Raw genomic sequence first — 14,073 nt, 5'->3', positions numbered from 1 at the left:
CTGATAATATGAAAAAATCGTCCATCCTCGTCGATTTCAGCTTGCTCAAGCTGAATCCGCATTTCCGTTCCATTTTCATCGCCCGGATGATCTCGGTGTTCGCCTTCGGCCTCCTGATGGTGGCGGTGCCGGTGCAGATCCACCAGCTGACCGGCTCCACGCTGCAGGTCGGCATGGCGATGGCGCTGGACGGCATCGGCATGTTCGCCGGCCTGATGTGCGGCGGCGTGCTGGCCGACCGCATGGACCGCCGCCGCCTGATCCTGCTCGGCCGCTCCTCTTGCGGCCTGGGCTTCCTGGCATTGGCCCTGAACGGCTTCATGACCCATCCGTCGGTGGCGGCGCTGTACGCGGTGTCGGCCTGGGACGGTTTCTTCACCGGCATCGGCATTACCTCGCTGATTGCGTCGATACCGGTCATCGTCGGTCGCGAGAACCTGCCGGCCGCCGGCGCGCTGAGCATGCTGACCGTGCGCTTCGGCGCGGTGCTGTCGCCGCTGCTGGGCGGCCTCGTCATCACCGCCGCCGGCGTCAACTGGAACTATCTGTTGGCCGGCATCGGCACGCTGGCGACGCTGATCCCGCTGACCCGGCTGCCGTCCTTGAAGCCGCAGGACGTCGAGCCATCGCACCCGCTGCGCTCCTTGCTGGAGGGCTTCGAATTCCTGTGGCAGAACAAGGTGGTCGGCGCGGTGGTGGCGGTGGGCACGCTGCAGACGCTGTTGAGCGCGGTGCGGGTGCTGTACCCGTCGCTGGCCGAGGACGGCTACGGCGGCGGCGCCTTCGAGGTGGGGCTGATGTATTCGGCGGTGCCGCTGGGCGCGATGCTGGGCGCCTTCACCAGCGGCTGGGTGGGCGGCCTCGGTCGTCCCGGCGCGATGATGCTGGCCTGCGTGACCGCTTCGTCGTTGATGATCGCGTCCCTGGGCGCCTTCACCCACCTGGCCTACGGCCTGGCGGCGCTGGCGGTGCTCGGCTATCTGGGTTCGATCGCCTCGCTGCTGCAGTTCACGCTGGTGCAGGGCCATACGCCGGATCACCTGCTGGGCCGCGTCAACAGCCTGTGGAACGCGCAGGACGTCGTCGGCGACAGTCTGGGCGCGCTGGGCCTGGGCGCGCTGGCGCGGGCGCTGGCGCCGCTGATGGCGGTCAGCTGGTTCGGCATCGGCGCGGCGGCGGCCGGCCTGTTGATGAGCGCCGGCTTCGGCTCGCTGCGCCGCCTGGCCGGCGGCCATGCGCCGGAGGGCGAGGCCGACGGCGAACCGGCGGAGCAGGGTGCGGGGTCTTGAGCGTCGGATATCAAAAAAAGCGGACTTCGGTCCGCTTTTTTTTATTGCCGCCGCCCGGGTGGGTTTCAGCCGAACTGCTTGCGCAGCCGCTCCAGCAGATTGCGGGCGCTGTAGTAGTCGAGGCGGAAGGTGTCCAGGCCGGCGGCGTATACCTGCTTGCCGCGCACCGCGGCGTTGCCGGCCAGGAAGGGGTTGGCCAGCACCTGCGGCACCTGGCCCTGGTCGGCGTTGAACAGGATCATCGACTGGCCGCGCAGGCCGTCGGCGAACTTCTCGCCGGTCAGCTGGATGATGTCGTGGCGCACGCCCATGCTGGTATTGCCCTTGACGCTGTCCGGCGCGGTGGCCAGGGTAAAGCCCAGCGCCTGCAGCAGCTTGCCCTGCGCCGATTGCGGCGTCCACAGATTGGCGCCGGAGCCGTCCTCGTAATAGACCAGCGCCGCGGTCGGTTGCGGCGGCAGTTTCAGCGCGGCCTTCACCCGGGCGGCCTCGGCGTCGAAGCCGGCGATGGCGGCGCGGGCGTCGGCATCGCGGCCGGTGGCCCGGCCCAGCAGCGTCGCCAACTCCTGCCAGCTCTTGTCGTCGTAATTGACCACCAGGGTCGGGGCCATCTGGCTCAACTGCTCGTACAGCTTCAGCGCCGAGTCGCCGCCGGTGCCCGCCATCACGATCAGGTCCGGCTGGGCGGCGATGATGGCCTCGGCGTTCGGCTCGCCCTGGTATAGCGGCGTCACGCCGCGCTGCCTGGCCACCTCGCTCCATTGGGTGAAGAAGCCCTGGTCGTCGGTGGCCTTGGAATGGGCGGCGCTGCCGCCGCTGGCGACGACCGGCGCGTTGATGGCGAGCAGGGTGCCGGTCAGCGTCACGCTGGTGGAGACGATGCGCTGCGGCATCCTCTCCAGCGTCAGCTTGCCTTTCGGCGTGTCCAGCGTTCGCGGCCAGCCGGCCTTGGGGGCGGCGTCGGCCTCCTGCCGGGCCGGGGCGTCACAGGCGGCCAGCAGCAGGGCCAGGCCGGAGATGAAAGTCAGCCGCAGGGCGTCGCGGCGGGTTCGGTGAGCGTATGGCATCGATAGTCCTCGTTATTCTACAGTGCTGTCATACTATTTTATTGCAATTGATAAGTATTATCATTAACATTTCCGCCCAGGCCAAGCGCGGCGTCGCCGGCGCGCTGGCTGGGACGGCGGCTGCCCGCGGCTTTGACACTGAATACGGAATGCGCCCGCGCCATGCGCCGGGCCGGAATGCACGGAATGATGCGGATATTGACGGTTGTGGCGATGGCGGCTGGCTTGGCCGCCTGCAAGGGCGCGGAGCCGGCGCCGGAGGCGGGCAAGCCGCCCGAGGTGGGCGTGGTGACGCTGGAGGCCAAGGATGTGGCGGTAAAGGCCGAATTGGCCGGCCGCACCGTGGCCTATCGCAGCGCCGAGGTCAGGCCGCAGGTCAACGGCATCGTGCTGAAACGGCATTTCACCGAGGGCGGCCTGGTCAAGGCCGGGGACCTGCTGTATCAGATAGACCCGGCCGGCTACCAGGCGGCCTTGCAGCAGGCCGAGGCGACGCTGGCCTCCGCCCGCGCCGCGCTGGGCAGCCTGAAGGGCCGCGCCGAGCGTTATGCCGAACTGGCCAGGATAGACGGCGTCAGCCGCCAGGAGCGCGAGGAGGCCGACGCCGATTATCGCAAGGGCCTGGCGGCGGCTAAGGCCGGCGAGGCCGCGGTGGCGGCGGCCAGGGTGGATTTGTCGCGCACCCGCGTGCTGGCGCCGATCGCGGGCCGCATCGGCCGCTCCGCCGTCAGCGAGGGCGCGCTTGTCACGTCGGGCCAGAGCGCGGCTCTGGCCACCATCCAGCAGCTGGACCCGATGTATGTCGACATCGTCCAGTCCAGCCAGGACCTGCTGGCCTTCAAGCGCCGGCAGGCCGACGGCGAATTGGCGCCCGCCGGCGCGGCCGCCAGGCTGAAGCTGGAGGATGGCGCGCCGTATCGGCATGCCGGCAAGCTGCGCTTCACCGAATTGAACGTGGACCGCGTCTCTGGCGCGGTGACGCTGCGCGCGGAATTCCCCAATCCCGAAGGCCTGCTGCTGCCCGGCATGTATGTGCGGGCCGAGCTGGAGCAGGGCGTGCGCCGTCAGGCGGTGCTGGCGCCGCAGCAGGGCGTGGCGCGCGACGACAAGGGCCGCGCCACCGCGCTGGTGCTGGGCGCCGGCGGCAAGGTGGAGCAGCGGGTGTTGACGACCGAGGGCACCCACGGCGCCTACTGGCTGGTGAGCGCCGGGCTGAAGGCCGGCGATCGCCTGATCGTCGACGGCCTGCAGCGCGCCCGTCCGGGCGAGGCGGCGGTCCCGGTCCAGGCGGGGAGGAGCTAGACGATGTTGGCGCGTTTCTTCATAGACCGGCCGGTGTTCGCCTGGGTGCTGGCCATCGTCATCATGCTGGCCGGCTTGTTCGCGCTGCGCGCGCTGCCGGTGTCGCAATACCCGGACATCGCGCCGCCGACGGTGATGGTCAGCGCCAGCTACCCCGGCGCCTCGGCCCAGGTGGTGGAGACCAGCGTGATCCAGGTGCTGGAACAGGAGTTGAAGGGCCTGGACAATCTGATGTATTTCAGCTCCACCAGCTCCTCGTCCGGCCAGGCCGAGATCATGCTGACCTTCCGCCAGGGCGCCAACGCCGACACCGCCCAGGTGCAGGTGCAGAACAAGGTCAGCCAGATGCTGGCGCGGCTGCCGCAGCCGGTGCAGCAGAACGGCCTGTCGGTGCAGAAGATGCAGGGCGACTTCCTGTTGATTGCCTCCTTCTACGATGTCAGCGGCCAGCGCGGCGACACCGACATCGCCGACTGGCTGGCCAGCAATGTGCAGGACCCGCTGAGCCGGGTCGACGGCGTAGGTTCGGTGCGCGCCTTCGGCACGCCGTACGCGATGCGGGTGTGGCTGGACCCTCACAAACTCAATAGCTACGGCCTGATTCCGTCCGACGTCGGCGCCGCCATCTCCAAGCAGAACACCGAGGTCTCGGTCGGCGAGCTGGGGGCCTTGCCGTCGCCGCCGGGCCAGCAGTTGAACGCGATGGTCACCGCCTGGTCGCGCTTGTCGACGCCGCAGCAATTCCGCGACATCGTCGTCAAGGCGCTGCCCGACGGCGGCGCGGTGCGGCTGGGCGATGTGGCGCGGGTGGAGCTGGGGCAGGAGGATTACGGCAGCAGTTCGCGCTTGAACGGCCATCCGGCCTCCGGTCTGGCGGTGATGCTGGCGCCGGGCGCCAACGCGCTGGCCACCGCCGAGGCGGTGAAGGCGCGCGTCGCCGAGCTGGAGCGCAATTTCCCGTCCGGCATCCGCGTCGCCTATCCGGAAGACACCACCCATTTCGTCCGCCTGTCGATACGCGCGGTGATGGAAACGCTGCTGGAGGCGGTGGCGCTGGTGGTGCTGGTGATGTACGTCTTCCTGCGCAACTGGCGCGCGACGCTGATTCCGGCGCTGACGGTGCCGGTGGTGCTGCTGGGCACCTTCGGCGTGCTGTCGGTCGCCGGCTTCGGCATCAACACGCTGACCTTGTTCGGCATGGTGCTGGCCATCGGCCTGTTGGTCGACGACGCCATTGTGGTGGTGGAAAACGTCGAGCGGGTGATGCATGAGCAAGGCGTGGACGCGCGCGAGGCCACCGTGCGCTCGATGGGCGAGATCGGCGGCGCGCTGGTCGGCATCGGCCTGGTGCTGGGCGCGGTGTTCCTGCCGATGGCCTTCTTCGGCGGCTCGGTCGGCGTCATCTATCGTCAGTTCTCGATCACCATCGTCGCGGCGATGGCGCTGTCGGTGCTGACGGCGCTGACCTTGACGCCGGCTCTGTGCGCGACGCTGCTGCGGCCGGAAACGCCGTCCGAACGCGGCCCGCTGGCGGCGTTCGAACGCCGCTTCCAGCGCTTGCAGTCGGCTTATGCCGGCCGCTGGCTGCCGGCCTGGCTGCGCCGGCCCTTGCGCGGCGCGCTGGTTTATCTGGCCTTGGTCGCCGCATTGGCCGCGCTGTACCCGCGGCTTCCCACGGCCTTCATTCCCGACGAGGATCAGGGCACGGTGATGGCGCAGTTCACGCTGCCCACCGGCGCCACTCACGAGCGCGCCGACAAGGTGGCGCGCGCGGTGGAGAAGCATTTCCTGGAGACCGAGAAGGCCAATGTCGAATCGGTCTACATGCTGTCCGGTTTCAGCTTCGGCGGCTCGGGGCAAAACGCCGGCATGGCCTTCGTCGCGCTGAAGGACTGGTCGCTGCGGCGCGGCGCCGAGAACAGCGCCCAGGCGATAGCGGACCGCGCCACCGCCGCGCTGGCCTCGCAGCGCGACGCCGAGGTCTTCGGCATGGTGCTGCCGCCGATAGGCGGGCTGGGCCAGACCAACGGCTTCGAGTTCTGGCTGCAGGATGTGTCGGGCCAGGGCCGCGAGCATCTCGCCAAGGCGCGCGACCAGCTGATGAAGGCCGCCCAGGGCGACGACAGGCTCAGCGCCGTGCGTTCCGGCGCCGCCGACGACAAGCCGCAGCTGCGGCTGGACGTCGACCAGGGCAAGGCCGCCGCGTTGGGGCTGGATCCGGCCAATATCGCCGACACGCTGGGCGCGGCCTGGGGCGGGCGCTACATCAACGATTTCGTCGACCGCGGCCGGGTGAAGAAGGTGATGATGCAGGCCGACGCGCCGTACCGCGCCAAGCCCGAGGACCTGGGCCTGTGGTTCGTCCGCGGCGCCGACGGCACGATGACGCCGTTCTCCGCCTTCGCCCGCGCGCGCTGGGAATACGGCCCGGCGCAGCTGAACCGCTACAACGGCCTGCCGGCGCTGCCGCTGTCGGGCTCGGCCGCCGCAGGCGTCAGCTCCGGCGAGGCGATGCGGGCGGTGGAGGCCGTCGCCGGCAAGTTGCCGGGCACCCAGTACGAATGGAGCGGCCTGTCCTACCAGGACCGGCTGTCCAGCGGCCAGACGCCGCTGTTGTACGCGGTGTCGATATTGTTCGTCTTCCTGTGTCTGGCGGCGCTGTACGAAAGCTGGCTGGTGCCCTGCGCCGCCATGACGGCGATTCCGCTCGGCGTGCTGGGCGCGGTGCTGGCGGTGATGGCGCGCGGCCTCTCCAACGACATCTACTTCCAGGTGGGCCTGCTGACGACGATGGGCCTGTCGGCGAAGAACGCCATCCTGATCATAGAATTCGCCGAGGCGGCGATACGGCGCGGCGACGCGGCGCTGGACGCGGCATTGGCCGCCGCCAGGCAGCGGCTGCGGCCCATCTTGATGACTTCGCTGGCCTTCGGCGTCGGCGTGGCGCCGCTGGTCTGGGCCGGCGGGCCGGGGGCCGGCAGCCAGAACGCCATCGGCGCGGCGGTGTTGGGCGGGGTGGTGTCCGCCACGCTGTTGACGCTGTTTTTCGTGCCGCTGGCGCATGTATTGATACGAGGTTTGGCCGGCCGCGTCGCACCGCGGCGTTTGAAGCTGGCGGAGGCGCGGCCATGAAGCGGATTCCCATCTTGCTGGTCTGCGCGGCGCTGACGGCCTGCGCGACATCGGAACCGGCTTATCGGCCGCCGGCCGCGCCGGTGCCCGAAAGCTGGCCGTCGGCGGAGGCGGGCGTCGCCCAAGCGCCGGCGGCGTGGCGGCACTTCTTTGTCGACGCCGGCCTGCGCGAGACGATAGCGGCGGCGCTGGCCAATAATCGCGATCTGCGCGTGGCGGCCGCCAATGTGCTGGCGGCGCGGGCGCAGTACCGGATACAGGACGCGGCGCGACTGCCGACGGCGCAGCTGCAGGGCAATGCCAGCCGGCAGTTGACGCGCGGCGGCGCGGCGGCGCTCGATGCCGACAGCCACAGCGTCGGCGCCGGCCTGGGCGTCAGCGCTTTCGAGCTGGACCTGTTCGGCCGCGTGCGGAGTCTCAGCGACGCGGAGTGGCGGCGCTATCTGGCCAGCGAGGCCGGCGCGCAGGCGGCACGGGTCAGTCTGATCGCCGAGACCGCCAGCGCCTATCTGACGCTGGCGGCCGACCGCAGCCAGCTGGCGGCGGCGCGCGCCACGCTGGACAGCGCCGAGCGTTCGCTGGCGCTGACGCGGGAACGGCTGCGGCTGGGCGCCTCGTCGCAACTGGATCTGAACGCGATGGAGGCGGTGCGCCACCAGGCGCGGGCCGATGTCGCCCGCTACCAGGGGCAGGCGGAGGCGGACCGGCTGGCCTTGCAGCTCTTGGTCGGCGACGCGCTGGACGAGGCGCGGCTGCCGGCCGGCCTGGATGCCCGCGACTATACGCTGACGGTGCCGCCGCTGGACGCGCCGGCCAGCGTCTTGCTGCGTCGGCCCGACGTGCGCCAGGCGGAGAGCCTGCTGCGCGCCGCCGACGCCGATGTCGCCGCCGCGCGCGCGGCGCTGTTGCCCAGGCTGGGTCTGGACGCCAGCGCCGGCCTCAGTGGCCTGACGCTGGCCGGCCTGCTGGCGACGCCGGCGCGGGCCTTCGCCGCGGCCTTGAATGTCGGCATGCCCTTGCTGGACGGCGGGGCCGCCCGCGCCGGCGTCGATCAGGCCGACGCGCAGCGGCTGGCGGCGCGGGCGGTTTACGAGAAGGCGCTGCAGGCCGGTTTCCGGGAAACGGCCGAGGCGTTGGCCAGGCGCGGCCCCGTCGCCGACGAGCGGCAGGCCCGGCAGGCGGCGCTCCTCAGCGCGGAAGCCGCGCAGCGGCTGGCCGAGTCGCGCTACCGGCTGGGCCTGGATGGCTATTTGAGCCTGCTGGAGGCGCAGCGCGCGGCGCAGGCGGCGCGCCAGTCGTCGATCGCCGCGCGGCTGGCCGAGGCCGGCAATATGGTGGCGCTGTACCGCGCGCTGGGCGGCGGGGTCGACGATTGAATCCCGCCCCGGACGGGCGGCGGGACGGTCATGGATTTCTGATATAGGCGAACCAGTTGGCCGTGCCCGGCCCGACGGCCTTGTCGGCCCGGAGCACGAAGGCGATGGACGGCGGCGTGGTCGGAGACGGCCGCTCCGTCTGCGCATACACCTGGCACAGGGCGTAGACATGGGTTGTCGCCGCTGTCGGCCCGGCTTCCGGCAGCTTGGTCCAGCGATACCATTTCTTGCCGTGCTCCTCGAAGACCAGTCCAGCGTCGGCCAGGCCGGGTTTGCTGATGTCGACATCGTTGCCGGCCACGTAGGCTGGCGGCAGCGCCGGCGTGCTCAGGGACAGGCAGACCGAGTCGGCCAGTTGATCTCCGATCCCGTCGGCGAGGGCCGGCGTAGAGGCGCCGATGGTCGAGAGGACGGCCAGCGCCGCGAAAAGACATCCTTTCATAGCTTATCCAATCGTCGAGGGTGCGAATGCATTGAGTTGTATGCAATTCGACAGGTGATTGGCAATAATGTTTATTACTTATTAATCCGGCAGTCAAATACCGTACAGAAAGCTCATGCCGCGTAGCGGATTTTTTCATGCCGGAAGTACGACCGGATTCTGGCCGGCTGCTTCTGCAATGAGCGTAAATGGGACAGCACTTTCCCTTGAAGTTGACCGTCTGATCGAACCGGCTCACCTGCGCTCATTCTGGCCTTCAGGTCGCCGTTCAAGTATTCATCCGGGTTCAGTTCCGGTGAGTAGCTGGGCAGGAAGAACAACTCAATCGCCTTCTTGTTCTCTTCCTCCTCCAACCATGCTTGCACCAGCTTGCTGTGATGCACGCGCAAGTTGTCGAGGATCAAGAACACCTTCTTGCCGCCAGCATCACGGATCAGCCGCATCAGAAACTTGATCAGCACCCGGGCCGTCAAGGTCTCCCGGTACAGCATGAAGCGCATCTTGCCTTGGTTGGTAATGGCCGAAATCAAGTTGATGCGCGCTCTTTTCGATTGGGATAACACCAGAACTGGGGTTTGGCCTTTTGGGGCGTAGCCACGCGGAAAGTGCTCAACACTCGACACCGCCGATTCGTCGCCCCAGCTGATTTCAGCCATTTCCGCTTTGGCACGCGCGACGATAGCCGGGTATTCCTCCTTGAGCCATTTCTCGACTGCTGCCGGTCGCTGCTCATAAGCGCGTTTGAGCGGGCGCTGCGGCGTAAAGCCCCAGCGGGCCAAGTACAGACGGACAGTACGGATCGGCAGATCGATCAGAAACATCTGCTTGATTACAGCCTTGACCGCCTGAGCACTCCACAGGGCAAACCTCAGCTTCATCTGGTCTGGCGTGCGATCCACGATGTCCTGCTTGATCCGGGCTTCCTGCGCCTCGGTCAGCCGACGGCCGGTGCCTTCGGCGCGACCGCGCTTCTGTTCTTTGAATCCCTGCGCACCTAGTGCTGCCTCACGCACCACCCAGGCGGAAATGGTGGGGCGGCGCAGCCCGAGTTCTTCGGCAATACTGGCTTGAGACCGGCCTCGCTTGTACATCCGGATAGCGGTACGCCTCAGCTGCTCACGGGCGGCCAGTTCAAGCTTGCGCACATCGATTTTTTCCATGCCGGAAGTATACAATCTGTACGGATTATTACTGCCGGATTAATAGCGGCGCCGGGCCGCGATGGGCCGGGCGCCGGTCTGGCAGGCGCGGTCCCGACTGTTTGGGAGCGTTCTGAATAAACGCGGCCGGCGGCTCATCGCCGTCCCGCCGCCGCTAGCATTGCCCCATCCGATTGAAACGGCCGAGATGGCCCGCCGCGCGCGGACATGGCCACAGGATGGGAGGCGCCATGATTTTTGGGGATTTGTTTCCAGCTTGTTCCTCGCAGGCTCCGGCGAACCTGGATCAGCAGCGGCAGGGACGGGTTCTGGACTTTGACGCGCAGGTATTGCTGCAGGCGCTTGAGCAGGCCCGGAGCGGGGGCGAGGCCGGCGGCATCGGACTGATGCTGTTTCCCGGTGTCGGCGGCGTTTGCCTGAGCCACAGGACGGAATCGCCGAGGCCCGGTCTTCACCTCTGGCACGGCCTGGCGGCTGGCGGTCGGGACCTGTCGGCCTGCCTGGCCTTTTCCGTGCGGGAAGAGCAGGGGGCGATGCTGGCCGGCAAGGTCGTCGTCGATGGCCGGCATTACCTGATCCATCCGGCCGGGGACGCGCAGGTCCGGGTGACCTTGTCGCCGCCGCCGGAGCCGCTGCATTGCGATACGGTCGCGCAGCGGCCGGTTCGGTCCGGGGAGGCCGGCGTGCTCGACGCCGACTCGGGCCGTCGGGTCCGTTTCGTCGCGGCCGAGGAGCCGGCGCTGATCTCGATATGCGCGTTCTATCCGGCGGCCGCGGCGAAAGCGCAGCTGAAGATAGGCCAGGCGGAAATCGAGCTGGCGATGCTGCTGGTCCAGGACGACACCAATACCGTCTTCGCCAACAGCAGGATGCCGGCGCGCGTCCATATCGAGGCGCGGCCGTTCGCCGGCGAGCCAAAAAACATCGATACGCAGGGCTTGTTGGGCGAAGCGCTGGACGACAAGGGGAGCCTGCATGCCGAGTTGCTCGCGCACCTGGCCGAAGGCAAGACCGATATCGTCGTCCTGCTGGCGGTGCACGGCACTTTGTCTCCGAGCGGTCTCGGCGTGGTGGTCGGCAAGGCCGGCGACATACCGGCGCCGCCGAACGCCGCCGGCGTCGCCTTCCACCAGCGCGTGCTGGCGCTGGCGCTGCAAGTGACGCGGCCCAGCGGCAAGCCCTGGAACATGTTGTCGCCGGACCATGCATTGGCCCATGAGCTGGGGCATCTGCTGGGCGCCAGGCATTCCGAGCACGAGGAGATGGAATCGGGCGACGTCAGCGACCAGTTGTATGGCTATGCCAGGGGCTATATTCCGCCCGACAAGTCTTTCTTCACCGTCATGGCCTATTCGAGCGACGCCGATGACGGGGCCAGGGCGCTGCCGATGTATTCGGACCACGAGCAGACCTGGCAGGGCCAGCCGACCGGCATCGCGCCGGGCCTGCCCAATGCCGCCAGCGCGGCGCCCTTCTTGCGGTGGAGCGCGCAGGAACTCAGCCGTTACAAGACCGGCGGGCTGAAGTCTTCGTCCGATCAGGTGGCGACGCTGAAGGTGGCCGTCTGGGGTATCGTCGATCAGGATGGCGCCATGGTGGAGCTGAAAGGAGTGGACGAGGCGGAGGCGGCCGCCGTGATCCCGCGCGGGCTGAGCCATCTGCCGCGGCACGGCACGGTCACTGTGATCGTCGCGCCGCGGGAAGGCGTGCGGCTGGACCACTGGAAGGTCGACGGCGTGGCCGTCGTCGGCGCGCAGCGGCACACGGCGGAATGGCCCATCGCGCTGACCATGGATGAATCGCATACTCTGGACATCTATTTCGATATCCGGGCCGATATCGTGGCGGCCCCGCAATGCCTGCCGGCCGGCGCGATCAATCTGCTTCCAAAGCCCGGTCCCAGCTTGCCGGGGCGGTATCTGGTGGCGGCCGGCCACTCGAAATCGATGGCGGCTTTTTCGCTGCGGCAAGTGGCGGCGACCGAGGTGACGGAGTGGCGGGAGGATGGCGTCGCCAAGGCCTGGGGAGGCGGCATCCATCAATTCGAACTGACATCGACCGGACCGCGCGAGCTGGAAGCGCGGTTGAGGCGGCGGGAGTGCAAGCTGAAGATAGAGCGAATTCCCGTCGATTCGAAATGCCTGTCGTATTTCGATGAGGAGCCCGGCAACGAGCGGCTTCACGGCGCGGCCAGGGGCCAGAGGATATCGCTGGAGTTTCCCAATTTGTTCAAATTGTTCGATCACTGGGAAATCAACGGTCAGCGCGTCGCCGGCCGCCAGGACGAACACAAGATGTCCTGCTACCTGGACTTCTCGATGGACGGCGATACCGTGGTGCGCGTGTGCCTGAACGGATGGCAGGACGCGGTCCCGGTGACTTTCGAGCTGGTGCCGCCGTTGCCGGGCCTGGTTTCCCTGCGCTTCATCGGCGAGCAGAATCCGGATTTTTCTGTCCGGCTGACCGATCCTGGCGATGCCTATCATTTCAACAAGGGCGCGCGCGTCCGTCTGAGTCCGGCGTCCGCCAAGCGCTACGGCATCACGCACTGGGCGGTCGGCGACGGGGCCAGGACAGCCATCGCCGACGCGCTGACGATGGCGGGCAGCCAGCGGGTGCGGTTTTTCCGCGATGTGTGAGCGAGCCGTCGCGGATGGCGGCGGCTCGCTGCGGCGGGGGCGTCATCGCGACGCGCCCCCGACCCGCCGACAAGCGGTTTACTGCTTGTTCAGCCTCAAGATGATGCGCTCGATAACGCAGGCCGCGGCATTGTATGAGTCGGCGCTGGGATGCGACGCCAGCCACTGTCTCTGTACAAACAGCTTCATCAGCTGATCCAGCGTCATGTCTTGGCCTTCGAAAAGAACCCTGGTGCCTTTCTCGGATTCGAACAGCGCCTCCAGGGTGTCGACGCGCGCCTTGTTCCAGTAGGCATTCGGCTGGTCCACTGGTCCTTTCAACTCTTTCTTGACGATTCTGTCGTCGAGTATCGCCGTGTTGCTGCCATTGTCGGCGAGGCCCAGCTGCAGTCCCATCAGCATGTCTTCGCCGCCCGCCACCATGTGGGCCGGATAGATGCCGTCGCCCCGGCGTTCCCGGAATGGCGCCTGAATCGACACAAACTGCTGGGCGGGGGAGTTGAAGTCCTGCGGATCCGGCTTGGCGGTGGCGGCGAACGGTTTGGGGACATCCTGCCGGGTCGGGTAGCCGACGCCATAGCCTATGATGGGCTTGCCGCTTGAACCGTGTTTGTCGATCACGGCTTGGCGAACGTCGGGCCTGCTATGCCTGGTGCCTTCGGTTTGCACGACATCCTGATCCATCATCAGGATTCTTTCCGGCCGGTATGGCAGGGAGTCGGCCAGGGTGGTGGCCGCGGCTCTGGCCGCGCCGAAGCCGGTCAGCTGGCCGCCATCCCAGGCGACAAGGTGCAGGTTGGGGTATTGTTCAAGCGCGTCTTTCAGCGCGGAGGCGTAAGTCCGGTAATCCATCTTGTGGACCAGCAGATAAACGGGTTCGCCGCGCATATTCATCGGATGCCAGGCGAGGCTGAAGTCTTTGCCCAGGTCCTGGGCGATCTTGTTTGCGCTGCCTCCGCTGATGACGATGGCGGGGACGTTTTCCGGACCGAAGCGCAGGTCGCTGGACGGATCATGCCTGATGAAGGAAATCCAGCCGCATCGATCCGAAGGCCGATCGGCGATGGCCAGCTGCCGGCATGTCGCGATGCGATTTTCCTCCACCGAACGCATGCTTTTCATCGCCTCCGCGTCCTGGCCTTTGCCGATGATGACGGGGGCGTATTTGCACGCCGCCCGTGTCTGCTTGTCGGCCCACTGCGGATTGATCTTGATCTCGATCGGGTGATTGCGCGGCGTCTGGCCGGCGGAAGCGGTCGCGGCGATGGCGGCATTGCCGTTGGCGGGCACGCGCCCGGCATTGAAAATGCCTGTCTGAATCGAGGGGCGGTGGCTTGTTTTCCCGCTGCTGCCGGCTGCCGGTGTCGGGCTTTGGGCGACGCGTTCCAGCGAATGCGCCAGCTTGGAGGAAATGGACGGGCGCTGGGTGTCGTTGTGTTCCTGCCGCATGGCGATCCGCGGAAGGGATTGGCTCCTGATAAGCATGGTGCATTCCGATGTTGTAGGACAATTGTCAATTTAACATCGTTGATTTTTTGATACTTTAAGAAAATGATTATTTTCGACGACACGAGCGTCGAGTGACGCGAACCTTGTCGATTTCGAGGCGAAGCGGCCGGAGCCGCTCCTTGGCCGGGGCGTTTCGAATGCCTCCCGCCCCGCGGGC

9 protein-coding genes are annotated in these 14,073 nt (G+C 67.5%); 5 read left to right on the top strand and 4 right to left on the bottom strand.

What is annotated here, in order from left to right; translation table 11 throughout:
* Positions 1-8 precede the first annotated feature (8 nt).
* Positions 9-1,289 carry an enterobactin transporter EntS gene (entS, locus tag CXB49_RS11660; protein WP_101708555.1) on the top strand — a complete coding sequence of 427 codons (1,281 nt, stop codon included), beginning with the start codon at positions 9-11 and terminating at the stop codon, positions 1,287-1,289.
* Positions 1,290-1,354: 65 nt separating this feature from the next.
* Here entS and fepB read toward each other — a convergent pair whose 3' ends face one another.
* Positions 1,355-2,356: a Fe2+-enterobactin ABC transporter substrate-binding protein gene (gene fepB / locus CXB49_RS11655; RefSeq protein ID WP_101708554.1), complete on the bottom strand. Its 1,002-nt coding sequence runs from the start codon at positions 2,354-2,356 to the stop codon at positions 1,355-1,357.
* Between the two features lie 213 nt (positions 2,357-2,569).
* Here fepB and CXB49_RS11650 point away from each other — a divergent pair, with 213 nt between their 5' ends.
* Genes CXB49_RS11650 through CXB49_RS11640 form a run of 3 tightly spaced genes read left to right on the top strand, consistent with a single transcriptional unit; the run spans position 2,570 to position 8,166 of the window.
* Complete coding sequence (locus tag CXB49_RS11650; RefSeq protein WP_233492782.1) at positions 2,570-3,658, top strand: efflux RND transporter periplasmic adaptor subunit; 1,089 nt, start codon at positions 2,570-2,572, stop codon at positions 3,656-3,658.
* A 3-nt stretch (positions 3,659-3,661) separates the two neighbouring features.
* Complete coding sequence (locus CXB49_RS11645; RefSeq protein ID WP_101708552.1) at positions 3,662-6,790, top strand: efflux RND transporter permease subunit; 3,129 nt, start codon at positions 3,662-3,664, stop codon at positions 6,788-6,790.
* Complete coding sequence (locus tag CXB49_RS11640) at positions 6,787-8,166, top strand: efflux transporter outer membrane subunit (RefSeq protein WP_101708551.1); 1,380 nt, start codon at positions 6,787-6,789, stop codon at positions 8,164-8,166. The genes CXB49_RS11645 and CXB49_RS11640 overlap by 4 nt, the downstream gene beginning before the upstream one ends.
* 28 nt (positions 8,167-8,194) lie before the next feature.
* On the opposite strand, the gene CXB49_RS11635 is transcribed toward CXB49_RS11640, so the two are convergent.
* Both CXB49_RS11635 and CXB49_RS11630 read right to left on the bottom strand, forming a co-directional pair.
* A complete protein-coding gene (locus tag CXB49_RS11635) occupies positions 8,195-8,608 on the bottom strand; it encodes a hypothetical protein (protein WP_101708550.1) in 414 nt (137 codons plus the stop codon).
* Positions 8,609-8,721: 113 nt separating this feature from the next.
* Positions 8,722-9,768, bottom strand: coding sequence for an IS630 family transposase (locus CXB49_RS11630; RefSeq protein ID WP_101706528.1), 1,047 nt, complete (start codon positions 9,766-9,768; stop codon positions 8,722-8,724).
* 230 nt (positions 9,769-9,998) lie between these two features.
* Here CXB49_RS11630 and CXB49_RS11620 point away from each other — a divergent pair, with 230 nt between their 5' ends.
* The gene (locus CXB49_RS11620) at positions 9,999-12,407 is read left to right on the top strand and encodes a reprolysin-like metallopeptidase (protein ID WP_158300794.1); all 2,409 of its coding nucleotides are present in this window, start codon (positions 9,999-10,001) and stop codon (positions 12,405-12,407) included.
* 78 nt (positions 12,408-12,485) lie between these two features.
* On the opposite strand, the gene CXB49_RS11615 is transcribed toward CXB49_RS11620, so the two are convergent.
* Entirely contained in the window at positions 12,486-13,892 is a 1,407-nt protein-coding gene (locus CXB49_RS11615; protein ID WP_158300793.1) for a hypothetical protein, read from the bottom strand.
* Between the last annotated feature and the right edge of the window lie 181 nt (positions 13,893-14,073).

This window comes from Chromobacterium sp. ATCC 53434 (assembly GCF_002848345.1).
Taxonomy (GTDB): Bacteria; Pseudomonadota; Gammaproteobacteria; order Burkholderiales; family Chromobacteriaceae; genus Chromobacterium.
The sequence above is the reverse complement of the archived record's forward strand: the minus strand, read 5'-3'. Positions and strand labels throughout refer to the sequence as shown.

Excerpts from the sequence above, each read along its gene's own strand:
- CXB49_RS11640 (WP_101708551.1), top strand. The coding sequence starts at position 6,787 with ATGAAGCGGATTCCCATCTTGCTGGTCTGCGCGGCGCTGACGGCCTGC.
- entS (WP_101708555.1), top strand. The coding sequence starts at position 9 with ATGAAAAAATCGTCCATCCTCGTCGATTTCAGCTTGCTCAAGCTGAAT.
- CXB49_RS11630 (WP_101706528.1), bottom strand. The coding sequence starts at position 9,768 with ATGGAAAAAATCGATGTGCGCAAGCTTGAACTGGCCGCCCGTGAGCAG.
- CXB49_RS11650 (WP_233492782.1), top strand. The coding sequence starts at position 2,570 with ATGGCGGCTGGCTTGGCCGCCTGCAAGGGCGCGGAGCCGGCGCCGGAG.
- CXB49_RS11635 (WP_101708550.1), bottom strand. The coding sequence starts at position 8,608 with ATGAAAGGATGTCTTTTCGCGGCGCTGGCCGTCCTCTCGACCATCGGC.
- CXB49_RS11615 (WP_158300793.1), bottom strand. The coding sequence starts at position 13,892 with ATGCTTATCAGGAGCCAATCCCTTCCGCGGATCGCCATGCGGCAGGAA.
- CXB49_RS11645 (WP_101708552.1), top strand. The coding sequence starts at position 3,662 with ATGTTGGCGCGTTTCTTCATAGACCGGCCGGTGTTCGCCTGGGTGCTG.
- CXB49_RS11620 (WP_158300794.1), top strand. The coding sequence starts at position 9,999 with ATGATTTTTGGGGATTTGTTTCCAGCTTGTTCCTCGCAGGCTCCGGCG.
- fepB (WP_101708554.1), bottom strand. The coding sequence starts at position 2,356 with ATGCCATACGCTCACCGAACCCGCCGCGACGCCCTGCGGCTGACTTTC.